Origin of the sequence: Pantoea sp. SM3 (assembly GCF_000963995.1) — a bacterium.
Classification (GTDB): Bacteria; Pseudomonadota; Gammaproteobacteria; order Enterobacterales; family Enterobacteriaceae; genus Pantoea; species Pantoea rwandensis_B.
In genome coordinates this window covers 1-13,912 of the sequence record NZ_JZRD01000052.1, presented here as the reverse complement: position 1 = coordinate 13,912, position 13,912 = coordinate 1, and the positions used below count along the sequence as shown (strand labels likewise).

General features: G+C 55.6%; 13 protein-coding genes. All 13 read left to right on the top strand.

What is annotated here, in order from left to right:
• Positions 1-11 precede the first annotated feature (11 nt).
• Positions 12-860 carry a transporter substrate-binding domain-containing protein gene (locus VI01_RS22935; protein ID WP_369801891.1) on the top strand — a complete coding sequence of 283 codons (849 nt, stop codon included), beginning with the start codon at positions 12-14 and terminating at the stop codon, positions 858-860.
• A gap of 12 nt (positions 861-872) precedes the next feature.
• Complete coding sequence (locus tag VI01_RS22930; protein ID WP_045816766.1) at positions 873-1,592, top strand: ABC transporter permease; 720 nt, start codon at positions 873-875, stop codon at positions 1,590-1,592.
• 9 nt (positions 1,593-1,601) lie between these two features.
• Positions 1,602-2,288 carry an ABC transporter permease gene (locus VI01_RS22925; protein WP_045816765.1) on the top strand — a complete coding sequence of 229 codons (687 nt, stop codon included), beginning with the start codon at positions 1,602-1,604 and terminating at the stop codon, positions 2,286-2,288.
• Positions 2,285-3,061: an ABC transporter ATP-binding protein gene (locus VI01_RS22920; RefSeq protein WP_045816764.1), complete on the top strand. Its 777-nt coding sequence runs from the start codon at positions 2,285-2,287 to the stop codon at positions 3,059-3,061. Before VI01_RS22925 ends, VI01_RS22920 begins: the two co-directional genes overlap by 4 nt.
• Positions 3,062-3,481: 420 nt before the next feature.
• The gene (gene tssB / locus VI01_RS22915; RefSeq protein WP_045816763.1) at positions 3,482-3,979 is read left to right on the top strand and encodes a type VI secretion system contractile sheath small subunit; all 498 of its coding nucleotides are present in this window, start codon (positions 3,482-3,484) and stop codon (positions 3,977-3,979) included.
• Between the two features lie 29 nt (positions 3,980-4,008).
• Complete coding sequence (gene tssC / locus VI01_RS22910) at positions 4,009-5,556, top strand: type VI secretion system contractile sheath large subunit (protein WP_045816762.1); 1,548 nt, start codon at positions 4,009-4,011, stop codon at positions 5,554-5,556.
• Between the two features lie 14 nt (positions 5,557-5,570).
• Positions 5,571-6,908: a type VI secretion system baseplate subunit TssK gene (gene tssK / locus VI01_RS22905; protein ID WP_045816761.1), complete on the top strand. Its 1,338-nt coding sequence runs from the start codon at positions 5,571-5,573 to the stop codon at positions 6,906-6,908.
• A complete protein-coding gene (gene tssL / locus VI01_RS22900) occupies positions 6,905-7,555 on the top strand; it encodes a type VI secretion system protein TssL, short form (RefSeq protein ID WP_045816760.1) in 651 nt (216 codons plus the stop codon). The genes tssK and tssL overlap by 4 nt, the downstream gene beginning before the upstream one ends.
• Positions 7,555-9,222, top strand: coding sequence for an OmpA family protein (locus VI01_RS22895; RefSeq protein ID WP_082082102.1), 1,668 nt, complete (start codon positions 7,555-7,557; stop codon positions 9,220-9,222). The genes tssL and VI01_RS22895 overlap by 1 nt, the downstream gene beginning before the upstream one ends.
• Positions 9,223-9,226: 4 nt before the next feature.
• Positions 9,227-9,718 carry a type VI secretion system effector Hcp gene (gene hcp / locus VI01_RS22890; RefSeq protein ID WP_045816759.1) on the top strand — a complete coding sequence of 164 codons (492 nt, stop codon included), beginning with the start codon at positions 9,227-9,229 and terminating at the stop codon, positions 9,716-9,718.
• 153 nt (positions 9,719-9,871) lie between these two features.
• On the top strand, positions 9,872-12,493 hold the full coding sequence (tssH, locus tag VI01_RS22885; protein WP_045816758.1) for a type VI secretion system ATPase TssH: 2,622 nt from the start codon (positions 9,872-9,874) through the stop codon (positions 12,491-12,493).
• 5 nt (positions 12,494-12,498) lie between these two features.
• Entirely contained in the window at positions 12,499-13,140 is a 642-nt protein-coding gene (locus VI01_RS22880) for a hypothetical protein (protein ID WP_045816757.1), read from the top strand.
• Positions 13,141-13,468: 328 nt separating this feature from the next.
• Positions 13,469-13,912: contractile injection system protein, VgrG/Pvc8 family (locus VI01_RS22875; RefSeq protein WP_231638580.1), on the top strand; the 444-nt coding region annotated here is incomplete at its 3' end.

Genomic DNA, 13,912 nt, shown 5'->3' with positions numbered 1-13,912 from the left:
TCTGAGGTTTTATGATAATGCGTAAAGGGCTGTTTACCGCTTCCGCTGGCCTGTTGTTGCTAGCTGCTTCTGCACTGGTGCAGGCAAAAGATTTTGGCACGCTGAAATTCGCGACTGAAGCGGCTTATCCTCCGTTCAACCAGTCTACGCCGAGCGGCAAAATTGTTGGCTATGAGCCCGATATGGTGGCGGAACTGGCTAAGCGTGCGGGCTTCAAATATGAAATCGTGGCGCAGAAATGGTCTGGCATGATCCCAGGCCTGGTCGATGGCAAATATGATGCTGTCATTGATGCGGTTACCGTGACACCTAAGCGTGAAGAAGTGGTGGATTTCACCCATCAGTACACCGTGAGCGTATCTGGTTTTGTGACCCTGAAAGGCAGCGCTGTAGATACCTTGCCAGGTAACGGTGAAGTCGTTCAGGCGGGTGACGAGGCGGGCATGACGAAAGCCATCGATGCGCTGAAAGCAAAATTCAAAGGTAAAACTATCGCCGTGCAGGTCGCGACTATTCAGGCTGACTTCCTCAACAAATATCTGGCTGATGTTGCCACCATCCGTACCTATCAGGCTGGCCCGGAAACGTTTGCTGACCTGCTTAACGGTCGCGTTGATGCGGTGATGGCGTCACGCACCAACCTGAATGCCTATGTGAAAAAACACACCGATACCGTGAACAGCACCGGTTACGGCTTCTCCGGTGGTGTATTAGGGCAGGGTTCCGCGATTGCTATTCAGAAGAACAACCCGGAGCTCAAAGCGGCGCTGGATACGGCTTTAGTTTCAATGATCAAAGATGGCACGTTGAAGCAGCTGTCAGAGAAATGGTTCGGCGAGAACGTCGCGCCTGCGGAGTAATGCTGAGCGCTTATGACTATTGACTGGCAACTGTTAGGTTTTGGTGACGAAGGCTGGGGCGGCGTGTTGCTTGACGCCGCCACGGTGACCGTCACCGTTTCGTTATGTGCATGGCTGTTGGGCGCGGTGCTCGGTAGCCTACTCTGTTGGATGCAAATTGGTGGTGCGCGCTGGCAACAGCGCCTCGCTAATGGCTATATCACGCTGTTTCGCGGTGTCCCTGAGCTGCTGGTGATCTATTTGTTTTACTTCGGCGGACGTCAGGTGGTCTCCTTCGTCGGGGAAACATTGGGCATGCAGGGGCCGTTTGATGTTAACGGCTTTGTCGCCGGGGCTATCGCCATCGGATTGATCTCTGGCGCTTACCAGAGTGGTGTGTTTCGTGGCGCATTTTACGCCATCCCGAAAGGCACGCTGGAAGCGGCTACGGTGACAGGTATGGGACGACTGATGTTGTTTCGCCGCATGATCGTGCCGCAGGCGCTTCGCACCGCGCTGCCAGGCATGGGGAATCAATGGCAATCAGTGATCAAAGAGTCTGCACTGGTTTCTGTCACCGGCTTAGTGGAAACCATGAACCAGATTTCCACTGCATCCAACTCCACGCAAATGCCGTTTTTCTTTTACAGCGTTGGCGCGGTGATCTACCTGATCATCACCACCTGTTCCGATTTTGTTTTCCGCTATGTGGAAAAAGTGGCCATGCGCGGGCAACAACGCGCGCGGTTGTAAGGAGCCACGATGGATTTCACCTTTTTACAGCATACGCTGGCCGCGTTGCTGCGCGGTTTACCACTGACCCTTAATCTGGCCGTTTTGTCACTGCTGGGTGGGGGGATTTTAGCGTTATTACTTAACCTGTTGCGCCAGAATCGCTATGGTAGCGTCTTTGCCCGCTTTTACGTTTGGCTGTTCCGCGGCACACCCTTGTTAATCCAGATTTTTATGATTTATTACGGATTGGGGAGTTTACCGGCAGTGCGCGAGAGCGTGCTGTGGCCGCTGTTGCGCGATCCCTACTGGTGCGGGCTCATTGCGCTGGTGCTTAACGATGCGGCTTACACCTCGGAGATTCTTCGTGGTGGTCTTAATGCCGTTAGCGTGCAGTCGCTTGAGGCAGCCAAAGTCAGCGGTATGTCGCGCTTCACGACGCTGCGCCGCATCACCTTGCCGCTCGCCGTGCGTCAGGCGTTGCCTGCTTACAGCAATGAAATTATCTCGATGATCAAATCCACTTCACTGGTCAGCACCATCAGCTTGATGGAAATGACCGGTATTGCGGACTCGATTGTGTCGGAGACGTTCCGCGCGCTGGAGGTGTTTATCAGTGCGGCGATCATCTATCTGCTGCTGACTGTGCTGGTCAGTAAAGCGGTGGCGCTGCTGGAGCGCCGTTTGTCACCTTATCATGTTGGAGCACGTCAATGAGTAAACCCACTATCGCCCTGAGTCATCTCAGAAAAAGTTATAGCGGGCATGAGGTGCTTCATGACATCAGCCTGACGGCGCAGGATGGCGACGTGATATCGCTGATTGGCGCCAGTGGTTCCGGAAAAAGTACGCTATTGCGCTGTATTCCGTTTCTTGAAGTGCCGCAAGGCGGGGAAATCGCGGTCGGGGATGAGGTGGTCACCATTGACAATCCCAACGAGAAACTGAGCCGGGAGCAACTGCGCCGTATCAAACTGATGCGCATGCAATTGGGATTCGTGTTTCAGAGTTTCAATTTGTGGCCGCACAAAACGGTGCTGCAGAACATTATTGAAGCGCCCGTGCATGTACAAAAACGCGGCCATAAAGAGGTGATTGAGGAAGCTGAAGCCCTGCTGCATAAAGTCGGCCTGTATGAAAAGCGCAACGCGTGGCCATCGCAGCTGTCAGGTGGGCAGCAGCAGCGTGTGGCGATAGCCCGTGCGTTGGCACAGCAGCCCAAAGCGCTTCTTTTTGATGAACCGACCTCCGCACTCGACCCTGAACTGGTGGGCGAAGTGTTACGGGTGATCCGCAGCCTGGCTGAAGAGGGACGTACGATGATCATCGTCACCCACGAAATGGGCTTCGCGCGTGATGTCTCCAACAAAGCGGTGTTTCTGCATCAGGGCAAAATCGAAGAGTCGGGGCCACCACAGCAGGTATTCACTGATCCGCTCTCAGATCGATGTCGCGCATTTGTGAGTAGTCATTTACACCGCAACAGTTAATCCTGACAAACCCGCTTCTTAACGTGAACCCCGAAAGTTGGATAACCAACTTTCGGGGTTTTTCGTTTCAATGGGCAGAGAAAAAATAGACGGCAGAATGTCACATTCCGACTAATGTACCTTATCGACCATTTCATCATGAAATATATTAATGATTGAGATGTTTCTTACGATAAATCCTAAGAAAATAAGGCGCATAAGAACACTCATAAAAAATAAATCATCACCATTCTCCTCATTAATCCTGGATTAACTTCAACGACTTAAAGCCAAGTATCAGAAATTTCCTATATAAATCAGATCGCAAAGTTCATCTTCATCTGTTGCTAACCCAAATTAGCCTGTTATATATTCGCCTCGAATCACACAAGGAAAGTGTGCATAAAGCGTGCTTTCCGCGCTTGTCTAACAGGAGGTTGTATGAGTAATTCTTATCAAAACGAAATACCCAAAGCGCGCGTTAATATCAAACTCGACGTTCACACCGGCGGCGCTGCACGCAAAATGGAGCTGCCGCTCAAACTGCTGGTGACCGGCGATTTCAGTAATGGCCAGGAAGATCGCGTGCTGAGCGAACGCGAAAAGGTCAACGTCAATAAAAACAATTTTGACAGCGTACTCGCTGACTTCTCGCCATCAGTCCGACTCACCGTGCCGGATACCTTGTCAGCGGATGGCAGTGAACAGGCCATCAATCTGACATTCAGCAACATCAAAGACTTCGAACCTGAACAGGTCGCTCGTCAGATCCCGCAACTCAAAGCGATGCTCGCGATGCGTAATCTGCTGCGCGATCTCAAATCCAATCTGCTCGATAACGTCAATTTCCGCAAAGAACTGGAGATCATCCTGAAAGACCCGGCACTGAGTGACGAACTGCGTGCGGAACTTTCTGCGCTTGCCAGCGATAACGGCTGAACCCCTTTTAACGGACTAAATGAGAGACGATGCTGATGTCAGTTCAGAATGAAACCCGATCTTCCGGTGAAACCACTGTGCTTGAAAACTCTGCAGCGGAAGGCGTGTACGCCTCGCTGTTCGACAAAATTAATCTTAATCCGGTTAGCTCACTGAGTGACCTGAATGTCTGGCAAGACAATCAGGCAATGTCAGATGCCACTGCTGACGAGCGCGTGACGGCGGCGATGCAGGTGTTTCTTAATCGCTTAAAAATCAGCGGTGAGAAAGTCGAAAAGCTGGATAAAACCTTGTTGGATCATCACATTGCCGAGCTGGATTATCAGATCAGCCGACAGCTGGACGCGGTGATGCACCACGACGAATTCCAGAAAGTCGAATCGGTGTGGCGTGGTTTGAAATCGTTGGTGGATAAGACCGATTTCCGCCAAAACGTCAAACTGGAAGTGCTTGATGTATCGAAAGAAGATTTGCGTCAGGACTTTGAAGACGCGCCGGAAATTATCCAAAGTGGCCTCTATCTGCAAACGTATGTCGCTGAGTACGACACGCCGGGTGGCGAGCCGATCGGTGCGGTGATTGCAGCCTATGAATTCGATGCTTCTGCGCAGGATATCGCACTGCTGCGTAATATCTCGAAAGTTGCGGCATCCGCCCATATGCCGTTTATCGGGTCAGCCGGTCCGGCGTTTTTCCTTAAGGAAACAATGGAAGAAGTGGCAGCCATCAAAGACATCGGCAACTACTTCGATCGTGCGGAATACATTAAGTGGAAATCGTTCCGTGATACCGATGATTCACGGTATATCGGTCTGACCATGCCGCGTGTGCTGGGACGTTTGCCGTACGGACCTGATACCGTGCCGGTGCGCAGTTTTAACTATGTTGAAGAGGTGAAAGGCCCGGATCACGAAAAATATCTCTGGACCAATTCGTCTTTCGCTTTCGCCGCCAACATGGTGAAAAGCTTTATCAACAACGGCTGGTGCGTGCAGATTCGTGGTCCACAGGCGGGCGGTGCTGTGCAGGATCTGCCGATTCACCTGTATGACCTCGGCACCGGTAATCAGGTGAAAATCCCCTCTGAAGTGATGATCCCTGAAACGCGCGAGTTTGAATTCGCCAATCTGGGTTTCATTCCGCTTTCGTATTACAAAAACCGTGATTATGCCTGTTTCTTCTCAGCGAACTCGGCGCAGAAGCCCGCGATTTATGACACTACAGACGCCACCGCCAATAGCCGCATCAACGCGCGCTTGCCCTATATCTTCCTGCTGTCGCGCATCGCGCATTATCTGAAGCTGATTCAGCGCGAAAACATCGGCACCACTAAAGATCGCCGCTTGCTCGAACTCGAGCTAAACACCTGGGTGAAGAGCCTGGTGACCGAGATGACCGATCCAGGTGACGCGTTGCAGGCCTCACACCCGCTGCGCGATGCGAAGGTGGTGGTGGAAGATATCGAAGACAACCCAGGCTTCTTCCGCGTGAAACTCTTCGCAGTGCCGCATTTCCAGGTGGAAGGCATGGACGTCAATCTCTCGCTGGTATCGCAGATGCCAAAAGCGAAAGCGTAAGGCGGCTATCCGGAATGAAAATTTACCGTCCGTTATGGGAAGACGGCGCGTTTCTGACGCCGCAACAGTTTCAGCAGCAGGCCATGTGGGACGCGCATGTGGCAGGCACCATCGCAGGCATGACGCTGGCACACCCCTGGGGCGTGCTGTGTGTTGAGTTCGATGAGGGTGCGCTGGCACTGTCGAAGCTGAATGCGACGCGCATTGCCGTCCGCTTTGCGGATGGCACCCTGCTCGATACCCGTCTGGCTGACACATTGCCTCCTGTCTGTGAGTTAAGTGAGGTGACGGACCGGGACAGCGTAGAGGTGGTACTGGCGCTGCCGCTGATCAACGCCAACGGCGGTAATCTGGAAAACGGTGCGGACAGCGAACGTCCGCGCCGTTGGGTCGCCACCCGGGAGCGCGTGCAGGAGCTGGCAGGTCACGAGCGTACAGAGATTGCGGTACAGCGTTTTGCACTGCGCCTGCGGCTGGCGCATCAGGAAAACGCGGCATACCTGACCTGTCCGGTTGCCCGTTTGGTGCGCAACGCGCAGGGGCAGTGGATGCGCGACGCCGCGTTTATTCCACCCCTGCTGTCACTGGCTGGGAGTCCGGCGCTGATCGCGGCGCTGGGTGACCTGCTTCATCGCCTGCAGGCACGCCGTCAGCGTCTGATGCAACTGCGTCGCGAGAGTAACGAACGCATGGCGGATTTTGCCGTGTCAGACGTTTCTCTGTTCTGGCTGCTCAATGCGCTGAACAGTGCGGAGCCGGTGCTGACAGAGTTGTACCAGTCACCGTCGCGCCATCCTGAACTGCTTTACCGTGAACTGGTGCGCCTTGCGGGCAGCCTGCTGACATTTTCCCTCGAGAATGTGCCGGAAGATATCCCGGCCTACCTGCACAACGCGCCAGAGCAGGTTTTCCCGCCGCTTTTCACGCTGCTGGATACGCTGTTGGAGGCGAGCCTGCCTTCCCGGGTTGTCACCATCGACCTGGAAAAACAGGGCGTGCTGTGGAGGGGAAAACTCCACGACGCACGACTGCGCGAAGGCGCGGACTTTTATCTGTCCGTTCGCTCTTCCCTGCCGAATCACGAGCTTCAGGCGCGCTTCCCGCTGTTGTGTAAAGCCGGCAGCCAGGACGATGTTTCTGAGGTGGTGAATATTGCGCTGAGCGGAATGGTCATCCGCCCACTGCCTCACGTTCCTGCGGCCATCCCGCTGCGCCTTGAGAACCAGTATTTTGCGCTGGACCTCTCAACGGATGCGGCCAGGGCGATGCTGGCCTCCGGTGGCTGCACTTTCTATACGCCAGAATCGCTCGGTGAGTTGAAACTGGAACTCTACGCGGTGCTGCGCTCATGAATAATCATAACAAACTGACAGAAAAACTGTTTTTTCAGGGCTGGCTGATGGTGAGCCAGTTGCGCTGCGGACAGCAAATTGAGAACGGTGACGCGCTTTATCGCCGGGCGGCAGGTTGGGTGAAGTCAGCCCGTGAGGCGCTGACAGAGGCTGGCTTCAGTGACGCCAGCCGCGACCACATGCTGTATGCCTTCTGCGTGCTGCTGGATGAGGCTGTCCTGAACAGAGGGAGCCAGGACGATGGCTGGCTGCGCTGGACCCGTGATCCACTGCAGGTGCGCTTCTTTGGTTCACTGAACGGCGGCGAAGCGCTCTGGGATCGCATCCGCACTGTATTGAACGAGCCTGCAGCAGACGTTACGGTGCTGACCTGTTTCTACCGCACGCTGCAGTTGGGTTTCGTCGGGCATTACCGCGCGCAGGATGATGAACGTCGTGAGGACGTGGTGAATGCATTGGCTGCGCGGGTGCCGCCATTTGCGTTGCCGGAAGATGCGCCGCTGGTGGTGCGACCTAAAGGTCTGCACACCGGCCGCCGCTTTTACTGGCTGAGCTGGGCGATGGCCGTCGTGCTGCTTGGCGGTCTCTGGTTCGTGCTGGAATCAGCGCTGGCAGACATGGTATCGCGCATGGCGGGTGCACAGTAATGTTACGACCCGATTCACGCCAGGGCCTGACGCTGCTGGGGACCGTGTTCGCCATCCTGCTGGTGACGGGCTTTTCGGGACTGACGGCGATGAATACGGCAGTGCTCTGCGCACTGGTGCTGCTGGTGACCGGTTTTATTCTGTGGCGTCTACAGCGTAATGCTCCTGGTGATCGACCAACCATGGATGCCTGCCTGCCGCCGGAAACCTATCATGGCCCGGTGATTCTGGTGACAGGGGATACATCGCCGTTGTTTGGTGATCAGACTCACCGCGAGACCCGGCATGGGTGGTACCTGAACGTGCGTCAGCCTGCTGAATTGCCCACGCTGGCAGAACGGCTGGCACAGCAGTATCCGGCACTGGTACCTCAGCTTTCGGTGATGCTGGCGATCATCCCCGGGCAGCACACCTCCGCAGACCTATTAACGCAACAGCAGAATGGGTGGCTGCGTGCCTTTTCACAGTGTCGGCATGTGTTGAATGGGTTGCCGCCATTGTGGACGGTGATATGGGGCTCGTCAGTGGATGAGGGTATGCACTGGTTCAGCCTTACGCCAGATCATCCGCAGTTTCAGTTTCATCCGGAAAATGACGCCCGCCTTTCGCTGGCGGAGTGGGTCACCCGGGAGCCCCTTCATTTTCATCACGCGCTCAGACTGCAAAGCCTGATGCAGTGGTATGTGGATCAGGCTGCAGTGCCGCATGCTGCGAACCCGTGCCAGTTCGGCGTCTGCCTGACGCCATTGCCGTCGCAACCGGGCAACCTCTGGCAGCAACATCTCGCCGGGCTGACCACGCTGTCGCCTGAAAACAGCCCCTCTCAGCTTTCACTGCCGTTGCCGCTGCCGGATGTGCTGCTGTCCGATATTCCGCAGCAGCAGGGTATTAGCCGCTGGCTGCGCTCGGCGCGAATAGCTGGACTGACTTTCGGCCTGTTTCTGGCGCTGGCCATGCTTGCTTCCTTCATTCATAACCAGCGCCTTGTGCGCAGCGTGGCCGATCACCTTGCCCTGTGGCGCAGCCTGCCGGAGGACGCTATCGCGGCCAAAACGCTTGCGCGCGATGCGCTTATCCATGATCGCTCGCTGCTGGATGCCTGGCAGCGTAGCGGTGAGCCACTGCGGTTCGGCATGGGACTTTATCAGGGCATGCGGCTTATTGCGCCGGTAAACACAGCCATCCACCGCTGGTCACCCCCGCCTGCGCCTGCTCCCGTGATTCAGCAGGTTGTGCAGGGCCCACAGACGGTGCGCCTTGACAGTCTGTCCCTTTTTGAATCGGGCAAAGCGGCGCTGAGAGCGGGTTCTGACAAAGTGCTGATTAATGCGCTGGTGGACATCAAAGCCCGGCCCGGCTGGCTGATTGTGGTCGCCGGCCACACCGATAGCACCGGCCATCCACAGTTGAACCAGGTGCTCTCCCGACAGCGTGCCGAAGCGGTGCGCGACTGGATGCGTGACACGGGCGACGTGCCAGAGAGTTGCTTTGCGGTGCAGGGCTACGGTCAGGATCGTCCGGTAGCAACAAACGAGTCGGCGGAGGGGCGTGCGCTCAACCGCCGGGTCGAAATCAGTCTGGTACCGCAGGCCGATGCCTGCCGCGTGCCGGGCGTTCAAACCCGGTCATCACAGGATGATGGCCATTCTCAGTCTGAAAAGGAGTAACAACATGGCAATTCCAGTTTATCTGTGGCTCAAGGACGACGGCGGTGCAGACATCAAGGGTTCAGTGGACGTGCAGGATCGTGAAGGCAGCATTGAGGTGGTAGCGCAGGAACATAACCTGTACATCCCGACCGACAACAATACCGGAAAACTAACCGGCACGCGTATCCACACGCCGTTCTTCCTGACTAAAGAAATCGATTCGTCCAGTCCGTACCTTTATAAGGCCGTGACCACTGGCCAGACCCTGAAGTCGGCGGAGTTCAAATGGTACCGCATCAGCGACGCGGGCCAGGAAGTCGAGTACTTCAACACCAAGCTTGAGAACGTGAAGGTGGTGAAGGTTAACCCGGTGATGCACGACATTAAGGACCCTTCCAAAGAGAAGCACAATCATCTGGAGATGATTGAGCTGCGCTACGAAAAAATCACCTGGACCTACAAGGACGGCAACATCATTCATTCCGATTCCTGGAACGAGCGCGCCACCGCGTAAGCCCGTGCGGACGGTTCGCCGTCCGCTTTTTCAGGCGTGCGCCTGCGCGCGGGTGCACGCCTGAAAAACACACTGATGTGCAGATACTACAGACCTTATGGGCCTCGGTTTACGGCCAGGGGCGGTAGCGTGCCAGCAACGGAGAGAACACCAATGGAACACCAGTCTGCAGCGCTGCTGCGCCGTCTTAACCCCTTCTGCGCCCGAGCGCTGGAGGCTGCCGCTTCGCTGTGTCAGACCCGCGCACACGCGGAAATCATGCCCGAGCACTGGCTGCTGAAGGTGCTGGAGCAGGGTGAGGGCGATATCACGGTCATGGCGCGCCGCTATGAGTGGGATATGGACGGCGTCTGGCAGGGGCTGCTGAGCTTTCTGGAGGGTCAGCCTCGCCTGGTGCGCAGCCGCCCGGATCTTTCGACTCGCCTGCACCACCTGCTGAAGGAAGCCTGGCTGGCGGCCTCGGTAGACGGTGAGGAGCGCATCCGTAGCGTGCACTTGCTGACAGCCATGGTTGGCAACCACTCGCTGAAACGTTGCGACGCGCTCTGGCCCATCCTCACCCTGAGCCCGCGCCAGATGATGGCGCTGCGACCGCTGCTGGACGCGCAGTCGGACGAAAGGCCGGACGTGCTGCAGCCGAACGAACCTCTGCGTAGCCTGAACGCAGAGGAGGGCGAGTCACCTACGCTGGCGGGCGCTGCGCCTGCTGCAGGCGCTGAAGCGCTGTCCCGCTTCACACGCGACGTCACTGCCGACGCGCGGAACGGGAAGATTGACCCGGTGTACGGGCGCGACAATGAAATCCGCCAGATGGTGGACATCCTCTCGCGTCGCCGCAAGAACAACCCGATTCTGGTGGGCGAGCCGGGCGTGGGCAAAACCGCACTGGTCGAGGGACTGGCGCTGCGCATTGCGGAAGGCAACGTGCCTGCCAGCCTGAGCACAGTCAGCGTGCGCACCCTTGACCTTGGCATGTTGCAGGCAGGCGCGGGCGTGAAGGGCGAGTTTGAGCAGCGCCTGAAGAACATCATTACGGAGGTGCAGCAGGCCGTGCAGCCGGTGCTGTTGTTCATAGACGAGGCGCACACCATTATCGGCGCAGGTAATCAGGCAGGTGGCGCGGATGCGGCTAACCTGCTGAAGCCCGCACTGGCGCGCGGCGAGCTGCGCACCATCGCCGCCACGACCTGGAGCGAGTACAAGCAGTATTTTGAAAAGGACGCCGCACTGGAGCGCCGCTTCCAGATGGTTAAAGTCGATGAGCCGGACGACGAGACCGCCTGCCTGATGCTGCGGGGCCTGAAGTCGCGCTACGCTCAACACCACGGCGTGCACATCACCGATGAAGCCGTGCGCGCCGCTGTCACGCTGTCTCGCCGCTACCTGACCGGGCGCCAGCTGCCGGACAAGGCGGTAGACCTGCTTGATACCGCGAGTGCGCGAGTGCGCATGAGCCAGGACGCGGTGCCGGAAGCCATCACGCAGCTGCGCGCCCGCACGGATGCCCTGAATATGGAGAAGCGCGCCATCCTGGATGATGAAGCGCTGGGCGGCCTCATACAGGAAGCGCGCATGCATGACATTTTGAGAGAGCTGGCCAGCGCTGATGAACGTCTGGAACAGCTAGAGCTGAGTTGGGTGGCCGAGCGCGAGCTGACGGATAGGCTGCTGGCCTGCCGTCAGGACGCCAGTCAGCAGTCGCATCGTACTGAACTTCAGTCTGCGCTGCACGCGCTGCAACAGGGCGAGCCGCTGATGACGCTGGACGTGGACGCACGCACGGTGGCTGGCGTCATTGCCGACTGGACCGGCGTGCCGCTCTCTTCCTTGATGAAGGACGAACAGACGGAGCTGCTGACGCTGGAAAAAGCGCTGGAAGCGCGCGTTGTAGGGCAGCCAGCGGCGCTAAACGCGATTGCACAGCGCCTGCGCGCTTCAAAAACCGGACTGACCGCAGAAAACGGCCCGCAGGGTGTGTTCTTGCTGGTCGGCACCAGCGGTACGGGCAAGACTGAAACGGCACTGGCGCTGGCCGACACGCTGTACGGCGGTGAAAAGTCGTTGATCACCATTAACCTCTCCGAGTACCAGGAAGCGCATACTGTAAGCCAGCTTAAGGGCTCACCGCCGGGCTACGTCGGTTACGGGCAGGGCGGCGTGTTGACCGAAGCGGTGCGCAAACGCCCGTACAGCGTGGTTTTGCTCGATGAGGTTGAGAAGGCGCACCGCGATGTGATTAACCTGTTCTATCAGGTCTTTGACCGGGGCTTTATGCGCGACGGCGAGGGCCGTGAAATTGACTTCCGTAACACAGTTATCCTGATGACCTCCAACCTCGGCAGTGACATGCTGATGCAGAAAATGGACGAGCAGCCGGACGCCAGCGAAGCTGAGCTGCAGGAACTGCTGCGTCCGGTTATCCGTGACCACTTCCAGCCCGCACTGCTGGCACGTTTCCAGACGGCGATTTACCGTCCGCTGGGTGCTGAGGCGATGCGTATCATCGTCGAAATGAAGCTCGGTCAGGTCAGTCAGCGGCTGCAACGCCACTACGGCCTGCGCACGGATATTTCGGATGCGCTGTACGACTCTCTAACCGCTGCCTGCCTGCTGCCGGACACCGGGGCGCGCAACGTAGACAGCCTGCTCAATCAGCAGATATTGCCGGTGCTGAGCCAGCAGCTTTTGCAGTATCAGGCTACTGGTGAATTACCGAAGAGCCTCGGTCTGGGCTGGTATGAAGAAGATGGTGTTCTTATAGAGTTCGGAGCCTGAGCAAGATGGACAGCGCAAAGGAAATTGCCCGAAATATGCTGAATGCAATTAATGCAGATAGTAAAGGCTTAGTGGCATCTTTTACAAAGGGATTTATCCGCTTGCCCGTATCACTGGCCTATCTGGGATATGATTTTTTTGATACTGACAATCGTAGCAGCCGATTTGACGATAAAATTCGGTTTGCTCAGCTAATTAAAAATGGCCTTTCAGGTCATGAAATTCTCCCTCAAGCGATAGAAGTGTTCACAGATGAGTTTGTGGACAAAATTGACAGACATGATGTGTTGAAAGTCTTGAGCAACGTATCCGCTACTGTGACAGGCGGGGCCACTTTTACCTCAATGACGGGTGTTAACTTGGGAAGAGTCCTGCTGAGCAGTATGCTCGGATCCATTATTTCTGGCTTTGCGATATCTGGGTTACTGGCTATCGGAGCCGAAGAATCCAGGGCGGTGTATACCTCTCTGGCTTTGAGGCAAAGAAATTTTGACCGCTGGTACAAGTTAAAGAGTAGAGGTGACCTGGATTTATTTTATTTTCTTATAGAGGATGTTGTTGCTCCCTATGAAAAAGCATGTGATATCGCTGACACCAATCCGGAAGAATTCAAGAAAATATGTAAGTACTTCTTTGAGGGGTTATGAAAATCCGACAAATATTATTATCACTAATTTCAAGGTTTTTTCAGGGGTTGGGGTTAGGGCTTTCTATTTCAGGATTTAGCTTTGCAATCTGGTTTTTTTTCTTTTCCAAGGATCAGTGGCGAATAGGATGGGGGATGTTGTCTTTATTAGAGCTTGTTGTTGGCTATGTTCTTTACAGTTTTGCACTTAAACGAATTTTCGATGATACAAAGAACTGGCATTGATTGTCATAAATTAATGCAACTCTTTTCGGACATCAGTTAGATTTTTCCAGACGTTATTCCTTCTGCCGTTATGAGGGATATAACAATTCGTCATCAAGGAGAGAATGACAATGATCCCCTCGGACCTAATACAAAGTACGGTATCGGAACTTTCCTCTACGCTCAATCGTTATTCTTTATTGATTCCAGCCTGCAATTCACCGATTGATGTGGAAAATCTTACGGGCATGGAAGCGCTGAGCGAGAACTACCTTTACAGCGTGATGTTCAACAGCCCGGATAATGACATTTCACCAGACCGGATGCTGCGCAAAGCGGTGACGCTAACTATGGGCATTGGACCTCTGCAGAAATTCGAATCGCAGAAGATTGTTCACGGTTATATAACCGATTTCCGCCGCCTGACGGGTTCCGCCGACCAGGTCAGTTATCTCATTATTATTGAACCCCGCTTTGCGCTTCTGGATAAGCAATACCGCACACATCGCTTCTTTGTGAATAAATCCGTGCCGGAAGTCGTCAGTCAGATACTGGATGAGCATGGTTTT

Bases quoted from the DNA above. Each gene is read 5' to 3' on its own strand.
- VI01_RS22935 (WP_369801891.1), top strand. From the start codon at position 12: ATGATAATGCGTAAAGGGCTGTTTACCGCTTCCGCTGGCCTGTTGTTG.
- VI01_RS22930 (WP_045816766.1), top strand. From the start codon at position 873: ATGACTATTGACTGGCAACTGTTAGGTTTTGGTGACGAAGGCTGGGGC.
- VI01_RS22925 (WP_045816765.1), top strand. From the start codon at position 1,602: ATGGATTTCACCTTTTTACAGCATACGCTGGCCGCGTTGCTGCGCGGT.
- VI01_RS22920 (WP_045816764.1), top strand. From the start codon at position 2,285: ATGAGTAAACCCACTATCGCCCTGAGTCATCTCAGAAAAAGTTATAGC.
- tssB (WP_045816763.1), top strand. From the start codon at position 3,482: ATGAGTAATTCTTATCAAAACGAAATACCCAAAGCGCGCGTTAATATC.
- tssC (WP_045816762.1), top strand. From the start codon at position 4,009: ATGCTGATGTCAGTTCAGAATGAAACCCGATCTTCCGGTGAAACCACT.
- tssK (WP_045816761.1), top strand. From the start codon at position 5,571: ATGAAAATTTACCGTCCGTTATGGGAAGACGGCGCGTTTCTGACGCCG.
- tssL (WP_045816760.1), top strand. From the start codon at position 6,905: ATGAATAATCATAACAAACTGACAGAAAAACTGTTTTTTCAGGGCTGG.
- VI01_RS22895 (WP_082082102.1), top strand. From the start codon at position 7,555: ATGTTACGACCCGATTCACGCCAGGGCCTGACGCTGCTGGGGACCGTG.
- hcp (WP_045816759.1), top strand. From the start codon at position 9,227: ATGGCAATTCCAGTTTATCTGTGGCTCAAGGACGACGGCGGTGCAGAC.
- tssH (WP_045816758.1), top strand. From the start codon at position 9,872: ATGGAACACCAGTCTGCAGCGCTGCTGCGCCGTCTTAACCCCTTCTGC.
- VI01_RS22880 (WP_045816757.1), top strand. From the start codon at position 12,499: ATGGACAGCGCAAAGGAAATTGCCCGAAATATGCTGAATGCAATTAAT.